Source organism: Acidovorax sp. sif0632, from assembly GCF_019218805.1.
In the GTDB taxonomy this organism is placed as follows: domain Bacteria; phylum Pseudomonadota; class Gammaproteobacteria; order Burkholderiales; family Burkholderiaceae_C; genus Acidovorax; species Acidovorax facilis.
The window spans coordinates 78,366-95,269 of sequence record NZ_JAHUWW010000004.1; the positions used below are offsets into that span (position 1 = coordinate 78,366).

16 protein-coding genes are annotated in these 16,904 nt (G+C 65.8%); 6 read left to right on the top strand and 10 right to left on the bottom strand.

The window, feature by feature from the left end; translation table 11 throughout:
- Positions 1-62 precede the first annotated feature (62 nt).
- Together puuE and KW832_RS14055 are read right to left on the bottom strand one after the other, a co-directional pair.
- Entirely contained in the window at positions 63-1,013 is a 951-nt protein-coding gene (gene puuE / locus KW832_RS14050) for an allantoinase PuuE (protein WP_218300443.1), read from the bottom strand.
- 24 nt (positions 1,014-1,037) lie between these two features.
- Positions 1,038-1,715, bottom strand: coding sequence for a GntR family transcriptional regulator (locus KW832_RS14055; RefSeq protein WP_055394876.1), 678 nt, complete (start codon positions 1,713-1,715; stop codon positions 1,038-1,040).
- 108 nt (positions 1,716-1,823) lie between these two features.
- Here KW832_RS14055 and uraH point away from each other — a divergent pair, with 108 nt between their 5' ends.
- A complete protein-coding gene (gene uraH / locus KW832_RS14060) occupies positions 1,824-2,174 on the top strand; it encodes a hydroxyisourate hydrolase (protein WP_218300444.1) in 351 nt (116 codons plus the stop codon).
- Positions 2,175-2,201: 27 nt separating this feature from the next.
- Here the strand turns inward: uraH and KW832_RS14065 are convergent, their stop codons facing one another.
- Complete coding sequence (locus KW832_RS14065) at positions 2,202-2,744, bottom strand: energy transducer TonB (RefSeq protein WP_218300445.1); 543 nt, start codon at positions 2,742-2,744, stop codon at positions 2,202-2,204.
- A 67-nt stretch (positions 2,745-2,811) separates the two neighbouring features.
- On the opposite strand from KW832_RS14065, the gene xdhC reads away from it, so the two are divergent.
- Together xdhC and KW832_RS14075 are read left to right on the top strand one after the other, a co-directional pair.
- Positions 2,812-3,642 carry a xanthine dehydrogenase accessory protein XdhC gene (gene xdhC, locus KW832_RS14070; RefSeq protein WP_121420897.1) on the top strand — a complete coding sequence of 277 codons (831 nt, stop codon included), beginning with the start codon at positions 2,812-2,814 and terminating at the stop codon, positions 3,640-3,642.
- Positions 3,643-3,856: 214 nt separating this feature from the next.
- A complete protein-coding gene (locus KW832_RS14075) occupies positions 3,857-5,098 on the top strand; it encodes a urate hydroxylase PuuD (protein ID WP_218300446.1) in 1,242 nt (413 codons plus the stop codon).
- Positions 5,099-5,148: 50 nt separating this feature from the next.
- Here the strand turns inward: KW832_RS14075 and KW832_RS14080 are convergent, their stop codons facing one another.
- The 3 genes from KW832_RS14080 to KW832_RS14090 all read right to left on the bottom strand — a co-directional run bounded on the left by KW832_RS14080 (position 5,149) and on the right by KW832_RS14090 (position 8,290).
- Positions 5,149-5,532 carry a RidA family protein gene (locus tag KW832_RS14080; protein ID WP_218300447.1) on the bottom strand — a complete coding sequence of 128 codons (384 nt, stop codon included), beginning with the start codon at positions 5,530-5,532 and terminating at the stop codon, positions 5,149-5,151.
- An 85-nt stretch (positions 5,533-5,617) separates the two neighbouring features.
- Positions 5,618-6,106 (bottom strand): hypothetical protein, encoded by a 489-nt coding sequence (locus KW832_RS14085; protein WP_218338454.1) that lies wholly within the window; start codon positions 6,104-6,106, stop codon positions 5,618-5,620.
- A gap of 339 nt (positions 6,107-6,445) precedes the next feature.
- Positions 6,446-8,290 carry a phosphodiesterase gene (locus KW832_RS14090; protein ID WP_218300672.1) on the bottom strand — a complete coding sequence of 615 codons (1,845 nt, stop codon included), beginning with the start codon at positions 8,288-8,290 and terminating at the stop codon, positions 6,446-6,448.
- Between the two features lie 264 nt (positions 8,291-8,554).
- On the opposite strand from KW832_RS14090, the gene KW832_RS14095 reads away from it, so the two are divergent.
- Positions 8,555-9,178 (top strand): Crp/Fnr family transcriptional regulator, encoded by a 624-nt coding sequence (locus KW832_RS14095; RefSeq protein ID WP_055401449.1) that lies wholly within the window; start codon positions 8,555-8,557, stop codon positions 9,176-9,178.
- A gap of 317 nt (positions 9,179-9,495) precedes the next feature.
- Positions 9,496-11,604, top strand: a complete 2,109-nt coding sequence (locus KW832_RS14100) for a diguanylate cyclase domain-containing protein (RefSeq protein WP_218300448.1) — start codon at positions 9,496-9,498, stop codon at positions 11,602-11,604.
- A gap of 207 nt (positions 11,605-11,811) precedes the next feature.
- On the opposite strand, the gene KW832_RS14105 is transcribed toward KW832_RS14100, so the two are convergent.
- The 4 genes from KW832_RS14105 to KW832_RS14120 are packed head-to-tail and all read right to left on the bottom strand — an operon-like array spanning position 11,812 to position 15,883.
- Positions 11,812-12,855 carry a VWA domain-containing protein gene (locus KW832_RS14105; protein ID WP_121420892.1) on the bottom strand — a complete coding sequence of 348 codons (1,044 nt, stop codon included), beginning with the start codon at positions 12,853-12,855 and terminating at the stop codon, positions 11,812-11,814.
- A gap of 36 nt (positions 12,856-12,891) precedes the next feature.
- The gene (locus KW832_RS14110) at positions 12,892-13,917 is read right to left on the bottom strand and encodes a DUF58 domain-containing protein (protein ID WP_199726965.1); all 1,026 of its coding nucleotides are present in this window, start codon (positions 13,915-13,917) and stop codon (positions 12,892-12,894) included.
- Positions 13,898-14,917, bottom strand: a complete 1,020-nt coding sequence (locus KW832_RS14115) for a MoxR family ATPase (RefSeq protein ID WP_055401455.1) — start codon at positions 14,915-14,917, stop codon at positions 13,898-13,900. Before KW832_RS14115 ends, KW832_RS14110 begins: the two co-directional genes overlap by 20 nt.
- 24 nt (positions 14,918-14,941) lie before the next feature.
- Positions 14,942-15,883: a S1C family serine protease gene (locus tag KW832_RS14120; RefSeq protein ID WP_055401457.1), complete on the bottom strand. Its 942-nt coding sequence runs from the start codon at positions 15,881-15,883 to the stop codon at positions 14,942-14,944.
- Between the two features lie 131 nt (positions 15,884-16,014).
- Here KW832_RS14120 and KW832_RS14125 point away from each other — a divergent pair, with 131 nt between their 5' ends.
- Positions 16,015-16,842 (top strand): TatD family hydrolase, encoded by an 828-nt coding sequence (locus tag KW832_RS14125; RefSeq protein WP_218300449.1) that lies wholly within the window; start codon positions 16,015-16,017, stop codon positions 16,840-16,842.
- Positions 16,843-16,904: the final 62 nt, after the last annotated feature.

Genomic DNA, 16,904 nt, shown 5'->3' on the forward strand with positions numbered 1-16,904 from the left:
AAAAGTGAGCTGCTTGCGCTTGTTGGATAAGCGCTGGGGGCAATTTGATTCATCAATGTGGCTCACACGGCGGGCGCAGGGTGGCGCTGCGCCCAGTGGCGCGCAATGTCGATGCGCCGCGCCACCCACACCTTGTCATGCTGTGCGATGTGGTCCAGAAAACGTTGCAGCGCCGTGATGCGGCCGGGGCGGCCCAACAGGCGGCAATGCATGCCGATGCTCATCATCTTGGGGGCGTTGTCACCGTCGGGGTCGCCCTCGGCATACAGTGCGTCGAAGGTGTCCTTCATGTACTGAAAGAACGGGTCGGCGTGCGAGTAACCCTGTGGCAGGGCAAAGCGCATGTCGTTGCAGTCCAGCGTGTAGGGCACGATGAGCTGCGGTGCCGTGCTGCCATCGGTTTTGCGCACCTTCATCCAGAAGGGCAGGTCATCGCCGTAGTAGTCGCTGTCATATTCAAAGCCGCCAAAGTCTGCCACCAGGCGGCGGGTGTTGGGGCTGTCGCGGCCGGTGTACCAGCCCAGGGGGCGCGCGCCCATCATGCGTTGGAGGATGGCCATGGCCTCTTGCATGTGGGCGCGTTCCACCTCTTCAGGGATGTGCTGGTAGTGAATCCACTTGAGGCCGTGGCAGGCGATCTCGTGGCCCAGCTCCACCAAGGCGGCTGTGAGCTCGGGGTGGCGCTGCAGAGCAGTGGACACGCCAAACACCGTGAGCGGCAGATTGCGTTTTTCAAACTCGCGCAGGATGCGCCACACGCCGGCGCGCGAGCCGTATTCGTAGATGCCCTCCATGCTCATGTGCCGCTCGGGGTAGCTGGCGGGGTTGAACATTTCGGAGAGGAACTGCTCGCTGCCCGCGTCGCCATGCAGCACGGCGTTTTCGCCGCCTTCCTCGTAGTTCAGCACAAACTGCACGGCAATGCGCGCACCGCCCGGCCACTGCGCGTGGGGCGGAGTCTTGCCGTAGCCGATGAGGTCGCGGGGGTAGGCTTGGGTGGAGTCGTAGATCATGGGAATGCGGAAAACGTCGGAAGGTCAGGCAGTGATGGGGGCCAGGGCGGCGGCCAGGTCGCTGGCCGGGCGCTTGCGGTCAAAGGTCAGGCTGGCTTCGACATGTTCGAGGTGGCTTTGCATCAGGGCGACGGCGCGTTCTTCGTCGCGCGCGGCCAGGGCTGTCACGATGTCGGCGTGCTCCTCGTGCGAGTGTTCCGCGGCGCTGGCCGACTGGTACATCAGCGTGATCAGGGCGCAGCGGGAGATCAGGTCGCCCAGCATCTGCGCCAGCACCTCGTTGCCCATCAGCTCGGCCATGCGCACATGGAAGTCGCCCAGCAACTCGGTGCGGCTGCTGGCGTCGGCGGTGTCCATGGCGGCCTTCTCGCTGGCCACATGGGTGCGCAGCGCCTTGATCTTGGCGGGGGTTACGCTCTGCACGAATGCGCGGGTCATCTCGGTCTCCAGCATGCGGCGCACGGCGAACACCTGGCGGGCTTCTTCGACCGAGGGGGTGGACACGAACGCACCGCGCGCAGGCTCCAGCGTGACGAGGCGGTTTTGCGCAAGCTGAAACAGCGCCTGGCGCACCAGCGTGCGCGACACGCCAAAGTGGTCGGCCAGCTTCTGCTCGGCCAGTTTGGTGCCCGGCTGCAGGCGATGCTCTACGATGGCGCGGGTCAGAGCGTCAACAATGGCGCTGGTGGATGAGGATTCCATGGCGGCATGATACGGTGGATGGTGAAAAGTGTATACACTTTTGGTCTACACACTGCAGTCCGGCAGCCTTCGCTGACGGGCCGTGGTCCCCACTTCAGGAGATTCCCTATGGGATTGAGCACCCACGTTCTGGACACCATGAACGGCTGCCCCGCCGCTGGCATGGAGGTGGCCCTGTACTCCACCGACGGCGACAACGCCACCCTCATCAAGCGCCTGGTGCTGAACCACGATGGCCGCACCGATGCCCCACTGTTTGACAACGCCAGCCTGCGCACCGGCACCTACCGGCTGCGGTTTGATGTGGCGGGGTACTTCAAGGCCCGGGGTGTGGAGTTGCCCGAACCCAATTTTTTGGACCAGGTGAGCCTGGACTTCGGCATTGCGCACGCCGACCAGCACTACCACGTGCCCTTGCTGGTGAGCCCGTGGAGCTATTCGACCTACCGTGGGTCATAAGGCCCGCAGCGCCTCAGGGGGGTGTACCTACAGTTGCCCTTCGGTGAGCGTATCGAGCTGGAAATGCCCGCTTTTGTCCCACAACCAGGTGTCGGTGTAAGTGACCTTGCCCATGCGCGTGGGCGCAGGGAAGGGGGCTGCGGCGCGCACGGTGCGTTCGATTTCGGCCACCACTTCGGGGGCGTGTTTGGGAGCACGCATCCAGCGCAGGCGCGTGACCTTGCCGGCGCGGTCGATATCCACCTCCAGCACGCCGATGGCATACAGCATGGGCGGCAGTTTCCCCTTGTACACACGCTGTGCGTTCAGTCCATAGAGGTGGGTGGCGGCGTCTTCGCGGTAGGCGCGTGCCGTGCTGGCGGCAGACGCGCGGGCCGAGCCTGCGGCAGCGGGCACAGGCCCCTTGACGCTGGCGGTGTCCGGGCTGGGCATGGTGCTGTCCTGCGCCGGGGCTGGTGGCTCGGGGGCCGACTTACAGGCCGCCACCAGCGATGCAACGGCGGCCATGAGTCCGGCAAGCAGCCAGTGGCTGCGGTGGCTGGAGGAGCGCTCGGTGGGGGTGGGCGGCATGATGGCTTTTGTGAACTGAACGATGCCCCGTGGGGCGGGCGACCCTTGGTGGCGTGAAGGATCTGGATTGACTGATGTACTTTTGTTGCTGGACGGCCTTGCAGCCGCCCCCGCCTGTCTGGTAAGGGTGGAGTCTACCGAAGGCTCGGCCCCGCGTGAACCCGGCGCGTGGATGGCCGTGTTCGCAGACCGTATCGTGGGCACCATCGGCGGCGGCCATCTGGAGCTGCAGGCGATTGCCGAAGCGCGCCGCCGCCTGGGCGGTGTGCCCGGCCCGACCCCGGGGCAGCCACCCATGCGTTTTGCACTGGGCCCGGCGCTGGGGCAATGCTGCGGGGGCGTGGTGTACCTGGGTTTTGAGGTGCTGACCGCTGCCGACCTGGCCCCCGCTGCGGGTCTGCGCGCGCGCCTGTCGCCGCACCAGCACCCGGTGGCACTGTTCGGTGGCGGCCATGTGGGCCACGCGCTGGCGCGGGTGCTGGCGCCGCTGCCGTTTGCGCTGACCTGGATCGACAGCCGCGACGGCATCTTCCCTAGCCCCACGCCCGAGGGCGTGGTCTGCGAACACTCCGAGCCCGTGCAACTGGCTGTGCCCCGCCTGGCGCCGGGCAGCCGCGTGCTGATCATGAGCTTCAGTCATGCCGAAGACCTGGACGTGGTGGCCGCCTGCCTGCGCCGCCAGCGCGAGCAGGGCGACCTGCCCTTTATCGGCCTCATCGGCAGCAAGACCAAATGGGCGACGTTTCGCAATCGCCTGCATGGGCGCGGCTTTGCACAGGACGAACTGGCCCAGGTCACCTGCCCCATTGGTATCCCCGGCATTGAGGGCAAGGAGCCCGAAGTGATCGCCGTGGCGGTGGCTGCGCAGCTGCTGCAGACGCTGAAGGGGGCGGGCTGAGGGTAATTCCGGGCCTCCATGCCTCGGATTGGGGCTGGAGTCGGGAACAATTCCTGCATACACTTTTCAACGGATTTGTTGACGGTTTACGGGTCGCAGCGGTGCCCCGGCGGGTTTGCCCGCCAAGGTGCGCGACCAAAATTTCTGCTCAGAGCGCCCGCAGTGGTGAGCAGGTTTGCTAATTGCAGCGCATCCGCGCTGCCAAGGTTGAGATATGGAAAGCTACTTTCTCGACTGGGCCAACCTGCTGTTGCGCTGGGTCCACGTCATCACCGCCATCGCCTGGATTGGCTCGTCGTTCTACTTCGTCTTCCTCGACAGCAGCCTCACGCCGCCTGAGGACGACGACCTCAAGAAACAGGGCGTGAGCGGCGAACTCTGGGCCGTGCACGGCGGCGGGTTCTACCACCCGGTCAAGTTCGCCGTGTCGCCGCCCAAGCTGCCCGGCCACCTGCACTGGTTCTTCTGGGAAAGCTACAGCACCTGGATCAGCGGCTTTGCGCTGTTCACAGTGTCGTACCTGTACAGCGCCAGCACCTACCTCATCGACAAGTCGAAGATGGACTGGGCGCCTGCCACGGCCATCGTGGTGGCGCTCGCGTTCTTCGTCGTGTTCTGGCTGCTGTACGACGCGATCTGCCGCATCTTTGGCCAGAGGAAGAACGGCGACGCCATCGTGGGTGCGCTCGTCTTCGTGCTGGTGTGCATTGCCTCGTGGCTGGCCTGCCACTGGTTTGCTGGCCGCGCAGCCTTCTTGCTGGTGGGTGCGATGATCGCCACGGCCATGAGTGCCAACGTGTTCTTCTGGATCATCCCCGGCCAGCGCACCGTGATCGCACAGATCAAGGCGGGCGAACCGGTGGACCCGATCCACGGCAAACGCGGCAAGCAGCGCAGCGTGCACAACACCTACTTCACGCTGCCGGTGCTGTTTGCGATGCTCAGCAACCACTACAGCTTTACCTGGAGCCACCCGCAGAACTGGCTGGTGCTCATCCTGATGATGTTTGCGGGCGCGGCCATCCGCCAGTTCTTTGTGATGCGCCACGGTTACAAGCTGGGCCGCAACGGCAACCCGCTGCCCTATGCGCTGGTGGGCGTGGCCGTCATCGTCGGCGCCATCGTGTGGATGCGCCCCGCGCCCATGGCTGCTGTCAGTGGTGCTCCTGTTTCAGGAGCTGCTAGCGCAGGTGGAATAAGCGCTGGCGGCCAAAATGGCTATAAATCAGTGCAAGCCGTGCTGGAGCAGCGCTGCTACCTGTGCCACGGCGAGGCGGTGCAGATGAAGAACCTGCGGCTCGATTCACCCGACAGCGTCAAGCAGCACGCCCAGGCGATTTACCAGCAGGTGGTGGTGCAAAAACTCATGCCCATGAACAACGCCACGCAGATCACCGACGCGGAGCGGGCGCTGATCGGGCGATGGTTTGAGGCTGGGGCGCCTACAGGACCTTGAGGGTTGTGGAGGAGGCGTCACTCTGCACTCCAGCGAAGCCGTGCAGACTCCTAGCCCTTGACGACGGTGGCGTCGATCTCCACCACCTGCCCCGGGTATCCCAGGCGGGCGACGCCCAAGAGCGTTGCCGGAGGCACTTGCCCCCCAAAGTGCTCGGTCACGGCGCCCCAGGCCGCTGAAAGGTCGGCCTGTTCGCCAACGACGTAGACAACAAGGCGGCGAATGTCCAGTGCGTCAAACCCGTGAACCGCCAGCACCTTGCTCAGATTCGCCAAGCACTGCAATGCTTGGGCGTGCGGCTCTCCTGGCGCCACGATCGAACCATCGGTCGCTTGCGGCACTTGGCCCGCAAGAAAGAGCTGACTCCCCACGCGCTGCGCGTATTGATAGTTCGGCGTGCTGGGCAGGCCTGCGGCGATTTCGGCTTCGTTCATGGGTAGTGCAGAGGGAGATGTGGCGAGAGCTCTTTTGTGACGCCTAGCGTTTGGCATGAGGTTTAGGCCTCGTCATTGCAGGTGATCAGTCATGGGCTTGATGCTCAAGTTGGTACCACTGCTCACCCTGTGGCGCCCGGTTGGACACCAGACTGACAGAGAACTTTGCAGCTGACCGCAGTATCGGTTGGGGTCGCGGACTGGCCCGCGAGCTGAAGTCGCCATTCCACCGCCGATGATGCTCCACATGCACGACTTTGGAGTTTGATCGGAAGACCAGGACGAATTCGCCCTCATTCACTTCGGCAGGGAGTGTCATGCGGCACTTGAACCAGCCAAGTTGCAACGCCTGGCAGTTGCTCTCGCGGGTTGAGTACGGGCCAAAGGTGAACAGTTCACTCCAGTCCAGTGGGAGTACGTTTGCCAGATCTACCTCGTGGACCTTCTCGGATCGAACCAACTTTCCGAGGGCTTTGCTGAACTCACCTGCTGGCTCTGCAGTGGAATAAGCGACAGGTATTGCGAGGACGCTCGCAATCGCGATGGCTCTTGCGAAATTCAGGATGGGTCGCATGGAGGTCTAACGTGATGCACCCTGCAAACCTAGCGAAATAAGCTGGGCAGTGCGGGGTCTTCTGGACACGGAATGCTTATGGAAATGGCTTGCAGCCTCGGACTGCCGAAGATACCCAGATAAAGAAATTCCGCGAAATACGGCATTCCTCAGCCGGACAAACTATAGCCTGCGAGATCGAACGGCAGAGTGACTGAGACTCCGGTTTGAGCTACGCACGGAAACCATGAACCGATGGGGCGGTGCTCATATGCACGCTTGAAACCGAAGCGGACTGGCTTGCGGCGTGAATCGCCCAGTCCCTATACACGACGGAAACTACGCTGCTCCCTCCACCTCCTATGCCGCCAGCACATCCTGCAGCGCCCGCGTGGCGGCCAGCGCGCCCAGGCTGGCTTCCGTAAACCCACCATGCAGCACCACCCCGGTCGCTGCCTGCTTGGCCTCGTGTTTAGCCACGGCTGCCAGGTTGGCCACTTCCTCGGCATGCCGAAACCGCCCCGGCGTGATGCGCACCGCACCAATGGCCAGCGTGGTGCACGGAAAGAACCGTGGCACCCCATGCCGGTCTTCGGCCTGGATGCCACCGGCGCGCCGGGCCTCGTCGTCAAACAGCGTGAGCGCTTCGCGGGCAAAGGCGTCCACGATGTTCTTGCAGCGCTGCAGCCAGTTGCTGCTCTGGAAGATCAGCATGAAATCGTCCCCACCCACATGGCCCACAAAGTCGCGCCGCGCGTCGCAGTGCGCCGTGGCCAGACGGGCGACGAGGCGGATCATCTGGTCGCCGCGCCAGTAGCCGTAGTGGTCGTTGAAGGGCTTGAAGTTGTTCAGGTCGGCATAACACGCCACGAACTCGGTGTGGTGGTCCAGCAGGCGCTGCATGTGCAGGCTGATGGGGATGTTGCCGGGCAGAAAGGTCAGCGGGTTGGCGTGGCGCGCGGCTTCGATGCGGGTCTCGGTCACGGCCCGCACCAGTTGGTCGCCCGTGCCCAGGCCCAGGTAGCGGCCGTTGTCGGTGACGATGTAGCCGTCGTTCAGATACCGCTGGTCCTGCGAGGTGAGGATGCCCACGAGCTGGTCCACGTCACAGTCCAGCTCGACCACGCGCGGTGCCTGGTTGGCAAACGCCAGGCACGATTTGCGGCCATGCACCTCGCGAAAGTACAGCGTGGCGTAGTGGTTCATGAACTGCTGGCGGTTGATGAGCGCCACGGGGCGCGTGCCGTCCACCACGGCCAGCGCGTGCAGGTCGGTGCGCTCATGGAACATGGCGGCCACTGCATCGTTGCTGGTGGCGGGCGCGGCGGTGGGCGCCTGCACCACCAGCAGGCTGCGCAGGATGCCCGGGCGTGCGGTCTGGCCCAGGTGCGGCAGCACAGCCACGCGGCGGTCCTGCATCACTTCCTGTGCCGGGCTCTCCACGGCCTCACGCGGGGCCTTGGCAGGGCGGCCCAGCAGCCAGCCCTGGCCGTAAGGAACGTCCAGGTCCCGCAGTGCGCGCAGGTCGTCGCGTGTCTCGATGCCTTCGGCAATCAGCTTGGTGCCAAACATATGGGCTATGCCCTTGATGGCCTGCAGCATCTGCAGGTTTTCGGGCTGGTTGCTGATGTCGCGGATGAAGTATTTGTCGATCTTCACGAAGTCGGGCTTCACCTCGGACCACAGCCGCAGGCTGGAGCGGCCGTCGCCAAAGTCGTCCAGCGCCAGCCGCGCGCCGCAGGCGTGCACCGCCTTGATGGCCTGGCGCAGCTGGGGCATGTCGGTCACGCGCTCGTGCTCGGTGATTTCCAGCACCAGAAGGCGGGCGCTCACGCCAAAGCTGCGCACGGCCTCGCCCAGCATCGGCGCGCCCACCAGGGCCACCCCGTGCACCAGCGCGTCGGCGCTGATGTTCACAAACAGGCGGCCCGGCGCCTTCTGAACGCCCCACTGCTGCAAGGCGGTGAACACGCACAGCAGCTCGAAGTCCTGAAGGATGTGCTCGCGCCGCGCCAGCTCCAGCAAGGCATCGGGCGTGTGCAAAGGGGTGCCCTCGGGGCCCCGGATCAGGGCTTCGTGGGCATACACGCTGCCCTCGCGCAGATCGGCCAGGGGCTGAAACACGCAGTGCAGGCCCCCTTCGCGCATGAGTTGTGCCAGAGGGCCCTTGCCATGGCGCGCAGCCGGGGACAGCAAGGCCATCATCGCCTCCAGTCGGCTCCAAAGGGGGTTGTGCGTCACGGTAGATGGGGGGGCTCTGAGCAAGGAGCCCACGATATCGGCCGGGTGTGACAACCTTGTTACACACTGTTTCCGTCAGGTGGCAGGCCATTCCCTGGGGTGGACGTTGGGGGGCATGCAGGTTGTTCATGCGTTGGCTCAACCTTGGCGCAGCGGCAGGGCTGCCGCGAGGGTTCGGTTTGATCTTGCTCAATGCCCAGCGGTCCGGGGCGCGGCACAGTCCGTCCCATGCTGCCCTCTACCTATTTCTCACTGCCCGCCGAAACCGAGGTGATTGCCGCCGGTGAAGTGCTGCGCAGGCGCAACGAGGTGCTGACGTCTGTGCTGCACCTCGAAAGTGGCCGCGTGCTGCGCGGTGTGCTCGACGATGGCTACCTGCGCCACCAGTTGGGGGCCGTGGAAGGGCCGTTCTGGCTGGACGCCGCGTCGGCCCTGATGGGCATGCCGCTGCCGGTGGACATGGTGGCCGATACACGTGTGCAGGTGCGCCGCCTTCCCATCGAGGAGTTTCGCCGCAGCCTTGCAGAAATGCCGGCGGGTGCACGGGGCCTGTTGCTCGACATGGCTCAGGGCTACCGCCAGCAGTCCGAGCTGGCCGTGAGCCGCCTCGCGCAGGATGCCGAATCGCGCTGCGCGCAGTGGTTGCTCAACCACGCCCAGCCCGACCACAGCGGCACCATGCAGGTCACGCTGCACCAGCGCAAGCGCCTGATTGCGGCGCAGTTGGGTATCGCCCCCGAAACCTTCTCGCGCGTGCTGCGCCATCTGCGGGAACTGGGCCTGATCCATGGCACGGGCAATGTGCTGAACCTGCCTCAGCCCCGGGCGCTGCAGTCGATGGCCGGTTGCTGAACTGAACCCAGTGTGGATGGCTTCGGTGCCGCGCGAAAAATAGCGCGCACCGCCTCTGCTACTGGCGCGCCGCCAGCGAGCGCACCCGTGGAACTGGCTTTGCCAGGCCACTGGGTGCGTCCCCCTCCGGGGGAAGCCGCGCAGCGGCTCAGGGGGGCTTCCTCGTCAGGGTTTGTCCTTGGGTTTCACTGAGGGTTCTACCCAAGCCCTGGGCTGCAGGGGCTGCGTATATTTGTTGGGACCTGTCCGGTTTGACCTGTCCCCATGCCCAACGCCACCCCTTTGCGCCCATCGGGCGCTCCCTGCGCGGAGTGTCCATGACGCCCCCGACCCACCCTGCGCCGCCACAGGACGCGCCGGGCTGGTCAATGCCCGGTCCGCTGGTGTTGCGGCTGGTGCTGGTGGCGGTGTTGGCCGTGGGGCTGTCGGGGGCGGTGTCGGCGTGGCTGGTTACGCGGGCCTCCGGGCAAGAGGCCATGCGGCGGGTGGTGAGCCAGCAGACCGATGAGGTCGAGGTGGTGGCCCGCCTGCTGGCCAGCAAGATCGAGCAAAGCCAGAAGGTGTTGCGCACGGTGGCTGCTGGTATTACGCCCGCCATGCTCGAATCACCCTCGGCCCTCGAATGGCTGCTGCAGCAGGGCCTGCCCGCCGTTCAGTTCTTTGATGCGATGCAGGTCGCCCGCGACAATGGAGAACTGCGGCTGAACTTGCGTGGGGGGCGGCTGGACAAGGCCTCCAACCTGGACCCCGCCGAGCGCGATGCGCTGCGCCGCACGCTCATCGACGGCAAGCCGCTGGTGTCCGAGTTGATTGCCGGGCGCACCAGCGACGCGCGTGTGATGTTCACCATGCCGCTGCACCGCGAAGACGGCACTGTGCTGGGTGTGGTGGCGGGTGCGTTGCGCCTGCAATCGCAGGGCCTGCTGCCGCCGTCCATGACACTGCCCGCGCGCGATGATTCTCGGCTGCTGGTGTTTACGCGCGACGGCACCATCCTCTCGCACTCGGACCCGACCCGCATCATGGGCAAGGTGAGCGACGAGACGGGCCTGGCGCCCGTCTACAGCCGCTGGCTGGAGCAGGCCCAGCCAGTGGTAGGGCGGGGCACGACCCATCTTGAAGACCAGCACATCGTCAGCATGGCGGGCATGCCGCTGCCGCAATGGATCGTGGCGCGGGTCAGCCCCTCGCAGGCGCTGCTGGCGCCACTGCAGGGCGCACAGCGCGAAGCCTGGTGGTTGGCCGCCGCCAGCATGGCGCTGTGCATGCTGCTCGTGGCCGGGCTGATGGCCTGGATGGCGCAGCCGCTGGCGCAGCTCACGCACAGTGCCCGCCAGCTGCTGCGGCGCAGCACGCGTGCTGGCCCGCCGCAAGGCACCGTCGCCTGGCCGCGTGCGGGGGGTGAAGTGGGCGAACTGGTGCAAATGTTCCAGGGCATGGTGCAGCAGGGCAGCCTGCAGCAGCAGCACAAGGCCACGCTGGACGGGCAGTTCCAGGCCGTGCTCGACAGTGCCTCGGTGGGCATCGTCATCTCGCGCCACGGCATCCTGGAGGTGGTGAGCCGGCAGGCCTGCCTGATGCTGGGCTACACCGAGGGCGAACTGCAGGGCCATCCGGCGCGCACCCTGTATGCCAACGATGCCGAATACGGCCGCATTGGCGAGCGTGTGCAGGCCGAGTTCGCCGCACATGGCGCCTTCGATGGCGACGTCTGCTTCATGCGCAAGGATGGCACCCCCGTGTGGGCCCGCGTGCAGGGCCGTGGTGTGCGGCCCGACGAGATGGCGGGAGGCACCGTCTGGATTCTGGAGGACATCACCGCCGCACGCGAGGCACAGATGCAGCAGGCGTGGGAGCGCACGCACGATGCCCTGACCCAGCTTTACAACCGCAATGCGTTTGACGAGCGCCTGGGCCTGCTGCTGGCCGAACGCTCGATGCGCCCGCGCGCACCGGATGCAGACAGCAGCGAAGCAGCCGGGGACGGCGTGGTGCTGTTTCTGGATCTGGACCACTTCACCGTGGTCAATGACATTGCCGGGCATGACGCGGGCGACGACGTGCTGCGCCATGTGGCCCGCTTGCTCGAATCCCAGGTGCGCCAGATTGGCTGGGCCGCGCGGCTGGGCGGCGACGAGTTTGCGGTGGTGCTGCCCGGGTGCGCGCTGGCACGGGGCCAGGCGGTGGCGGAGCAGCTGCGCGCCTCGGTACAGGCGTGGGAGCCTTCGTACCAGGGGCGCAGCTTCACGCTGGGGGTGAGCATCGGGTTGGTGGTGCTGGATGCGAGTCTGCAGGATGTGCCGTCGGTGCTGTATGCGGCCGACATGGCGTGCTACGACGCCAAGCGCGCGGGGCGCAACCGGGTAGAGACGCGCCATGCGAGCCAGGCGACGGCGTCGGGGCGGATGGCGCTGGGAGCGGCGTGAGCAGATTCCAAAAGATTTTGGGGTGTAGCGCTGGCTGGTAATGCGCTGAAAGCTATCTTTTTTGAAGTCTATGGTTTGGAGAATGCTGAGGAGTGCACGGTGGCGCTTACTCGCATCCCAAGCACGCCTGAGACAAGCACTACAGGCTATATGCTATAAAAATGGTAGCTATTTACGCTTGTCTAGTAAGCGGTAGAGCCAAAAATCTCACAAAATCCGCCCGTGCCACCACACCGACAGCCCGGCTGCCAGCAACGCCAAAGTCGCCCCCAGCAACGCCAGCAATGACGAGATTTCGGTTTCCCGCTTCTCCACCGTCAGCCGTGAGCTGAGCGTCTCGTACACCTTCTTCAAATCCGCGGCGGTGGCCGCGTGGAAGTACTCGGCGTTTGTGCGCGTGGCCACGGCCTTCAGGGTTTCTTCGTCCAGCCGCACCCGCATGGACCAGCCTTCAAAGCCGATGGTCTCCCCCGCCACCGTACCCACGCCCACGGTGTACACCCGCACCCCCCGGTCGGCCGCCCATTTGGCGGCCTCCAGTGGGTCCACGCCAGTGGTGCGCTGGCCGTCGGTCAGCATGATGATGGCGGCCGAGGTGTAGGAGCCAGGCGCCACAGGTGTGAAAGCCTTGGCCGGGTCTTGTTTGCCAATTTCGTCAATGGGCTTGGGGCGCATGGCCTGGCGGCCGCCCAGGGCGGAGATGTCGATGCCCGCGTCGGGGAAGATGGTGGCCAGCGACAGCATGATGCCGTTGCCCGTGGCCGTGCCGCGCTGGAGCTGAAAACTGTCGATGGCTTTGACGAGGTCTTCGCGGCTTTGCGTGGGCAGCTGGGCCAGCTGGGCGCTGCCGGCAAACGCCACGATGCCCACACGCACATGGCGGGGCAGCTCGGCGATGAAGGCCTTGGCGGCGTTCTGCGCAGCAGTGAGGCGGTCGGGCTCCACATCGGCGGCGCGCATGCTGCCCGAGACATCCATGGCCAGCATGATGGTCTGGTCCTGCGAGGGCAGGGTGATGACGGCCAGCGGGCGTGCGGTGGCCAGCAGCAGCGCCACCAGCGCCAGCAGAAAGAGTGCGGGCGGGATGTGGCGGCGCAGGTTCTGGCCGGGGCCCATGGCCTCGCGCACCAGCGACAGGCTCGAATAGCTCAGCGCCGTTTTCTTGCGCCGGTGCAGCAGCCACCAGTACATCAGTACCAGCAGGGGCACGACCAGCAACAGCCAGAGCAGGGTGGGCCAGAGAAAAACCATGGTGTGTTCCTTCGGGCGGGGCGCGTTTTGGTTCGTTCAGGCGGCGTGCTGCGCCGGGTCTGCAGCGCGGGAGGGCGCGGCTCGGGAGGTGCGTACCCGGCGCTGGCGCAGGTCCATGAAACGCAGCAGGGCATCGACCAGATCGTCGTCGGTGCACAGCTCCAGCGTGTCGGCGCCCGCGCGGGTCAGGCCTTCGCGCAGCACGGCCTCGCGTTCGGCCGCCAAGCGGGCGAAGCGGCGGCGAAAGCCCGCGTCGTGGGTGTCCACCTGCAGCTGCTCGCCGCTTTCGGCATCGCGCAGCGTGATGAGGCCCACATCGGGCAGTTCCAACTCCAGCGGGTCGAGCAGGCGCACGGCCACCACGTCGTGCCGCTGGGCGAGTTGGGCCAGGGGCTTTTCCCAGCCGGGTGCGCTGATGAAGTCGGACACCACAAACACCGTGGAGCGGCGGCGCAGGTTGGCCAGGCCCGTTTGCAGCAAACGGTGCAGTTCTGTGGCGCCTCCGCCGGGTTTGGATGTGCCGGTGGCAGGGGCGGGCGGTGTCAACAGCCTGTGCACCAGATGCAGCACATGGGCGCGGCTGTTGCGGGGCGGTAACACCGCATCCACAGCGCGGGCGGGTGCATTGCCTGCGCCGTAGAGCATGGCGCCCACGCGGTTGCCGTGGCGCGTCAGCAGGCGCGACAGCACGGCCACAAAGCCGGTCAGGATGTCGCGCTTGGCGTTGCCCTGCGGGCCGAAGTTGATGGACGGGCTCAGGTCCAGCAAAAACCAGGCGGACATCTCGCGGTCTTCGGTGAACACGCGCACGTGGGGGATGTTCAGACGCGCGGTCACGTTCCAGTCGATGTGGCGCACGTCGTCATGCGGCTGGTACTCGCGCAGGTCGGCCAGGTCCAGGCCGCTGCCGCGCATCAGCGTGCGGTAGTCGCCCTGCAGCAGGCCGTCCAGGCGGCGGATCACCTTCCACTCCAGCTCGCGCAGCAACCGGTCCGCCTGCCCCGGCAGGGTGGGCAGCGTGTGGACCGCGGCTGAAGTGGTGTCAGGCAACTTTTTGCTCATGATGCAGAGGCCGGGCAGGCGCCGGTATCTTGGCCATGATGCGCTTGACGAGGGCATCGGCATCCAGTCCCTCGGACAGCGCCTCGTACGACAGCGCGATGCGGTGGCGCAGCACGTCGGCCGCCAGGTCGGTCATGTCTTCGGGCAGCACGTAGTTGCGCCCGCGCAGCATGGCCAGGGCCTGGGCGCCCTCTGCGAGGGCAATGGTGGCGCGCGGGCTGGCGCCGCAGCTGATGTAGCCGGTCAGGTCCTTGAGGCCATGCCGCGTGGGCTCGCGGGTGGCGGCCACCAGCTTCACGGCGTATTGCAGCATCGACGGGTCTACATACACGGTGCGGCATTCGGCCTGCAGCGCCGCCAGCTGCGCGGTGGTGGCCACGGGCAGCACCTGCACGGGCACATCGAGCGCGCGCTGGGCGATCACGAACTCTTCCTCCTCGGTGGGGTAGCCCAGCAGCACTTTCATCATGAAGCGGTCCACCTGGGCTTCGGGCAGCGCGTAAGTGCCTTCGGTCTCGATGGGGTTCTGCGTGGCCATCACCAGGAAGGGCTCGGGCACCTTGTGGGTTTCGCCTGCAATCGTCACCTGACGTTCCTGCATCACCTCCAGCAGGGCGCTTTGCACCTTGGCGGGCGCGCGGTTGATTTCGTCGGCCAGCAGCAGGTGGGTAAAGACCGGGCCCAGCGTGGTGCTGAACTCGCCAGTCTTCTGGTTGTACATGCGCGTGCCGACCAGGTCGGCAGGCACCAGGTCGGGCGTGAACTGGATGCGCTTGAAGCTGCCCTGGATGGTGCTGGCCAGCGTCTTCACCGTCAGCGTCTTGGCCAGGCCCGGCACACCTTCGACCAGCAGATGGCCCTGTGCGAGCATGGCCACCATGACCCGCTCGAGAAAGCGGTCCTGGCCCACCACCACGCGCTTGACTTCGTAGAGCACCTGCTCCATCAGGGTGGCGGTGGCGGCGTTGTTCATGGCAGAGGGCGATGGGGTGGTTTCCATGGTGCTCCTTGTGAAGGGTCGGGATCAGAAGGGGGGCATGCCAACGGCAGAAGCCGCGTTCTCGATGGGCACCGCAAACCCGATGCCGATGAAGGTGCGTGCCGACGTGGGGTTCAGGATGGCGGTGACGATGCCCACCACCTCGCCATCGAGCGTGACCAGTGGGCCACCGGAGTTGCCGGGGTTGGCCGCAGCATCGAACTGGATCAGGTTGCTGAGCTGGCGCTTGCCTTCGGGCGAGGTGAATTCGCGCTGGAGGCCCGAGACCACGCCCGCTGAGGCCGAAGGCCCGATTCCGAACGGGAAGCCCACGGCCACCACGTGGTCGCCGGGGCGCAGGTCCTGGGTGGAGCGCAGCGGGGCTGCGAAGAGGTCATCGGGTACTTTGTGGGCTTGCAGCACGGCCAGGTCGTTTTCGGGCTGGGCGCCGGTGATGCTGGCGGTGGTTTCCAGGCCATCGTGGAAGGTGATGGCAATGCGGTCCGCGCCCGCCACCACGTGCAGGTTGGTCAGGATGATGCCTTTGTCCACAATCACCACGCCCGTGCCGATGCCGCGTTCCACCTCTTCCTTGCCGTTTTTGCTGCGGCCGTAGCCCACCACGCGCACGATCGAGGGAGAGATCGATTCCACAGCGCGGGCGGCGGCGGAGGGCGGGGTGGTCGTCTCCAGCGTGCGCAGCACGGCGGCGTCAATGTCTTCCTGGGTGATCCGCTGGGCGGCGGGGCGTTGGTGCAGCCACAGGCTGTAGAGCAGCAATGTGGTCAGCAGCGCGATCAGTGCCCACAGGGCGTACAGATGGCGCCGCGACAGAGCCGTGCCCGCCACAGGCTTGGTGGCAGGGTTTGGAGAGGGCTCCATCACACTGGCCGCTGGTTGTTCGGTGGGCGCAGGCACTTTTTCAACCGGCTCGGGTGGGGAGCGGCGGGTGTGGCGGGAGCTGCTGTAGAGGGCGGGCCGGGGCATCCTGTCACCTTTTCTACGGAAGACGCCGCGAGACGGCGCACGGTTTTCACGTTAGCACGGATCGCTGCAGAGTGCACTTGCAAGGTTTCACGCCGAGGAAGCGGTCGGGGCTGATGGGGCATCATCACTCCATGACTGTCTGGATCGATACCCATTGCCACCTGGATGCACCCGAATTTGACCCCGACCGCGATGCCGTGCGTGCCCAGGCGCGGGCCCAGGGCGTAGCCCTTTGTGTGATTCCGGCGGTGGAGCGCAGCAACTGGGCCACGGTGCGCACCCTGGCCCTTCGGCATGGCGATAGCTATGCGCTGGGCATTCACCCCCTGTACACAGGGCGCGCGCACGACGCAGATCTGGAGCTGCTGGCGCAGGAACTGGAGCAACACCGGGCTGACCAGCGTCTGGTGGCCATCGGAGAGATTGGCCTAGATTATTTTGTGCCCGGCCTGGACCCTGAACGGCAGGAGTGGTTCTATCGCGCGCAGCTTCAGCTGGCACGGCGGTTTGACCTGCCCGTAATCCTGCATGTGCGCCGCTCGTCCGACAAATTGCTCAAGGGCTTGCGGGAGCTGCCGGTACAAGGCGGTATCGCCCATGCCTTCAACGGCAGCCTGCAGCAGGCGCAGGCGTTCATCGCCCTGGGCTTCAAGCTGGGGTTTGGCGGCGCGATGACCTACGACCGGGCGCTGCAGCTGCGTCGCCTGGCGGCAGAACTGCCCGCAGAGGCCCTGGTGGTGGAGACCGATGCGCCGGACATCCCGCCCCATTGGTTGTATGCCACCGCCGCCCAGCGGCTCGAAGGCCTGCCCCAAGGGCGCAATGCACCCGGCGAACTCCCGCGCATTGCTAGCGCATTGGCCGAGCTGCGCAGTCAGCCGCTGGAGGATTTGGCGGGTATCACCTGTGCCAATGCGCTGGTTGCGCTGCCCCGGTTGCAGGCTCTGGTCTCCGTCTGATCCACCAATTGGTAGGTTTTTAGGAGGCCAGCGCTTTGTGGTAAAGGGTTTACAGCTATCGT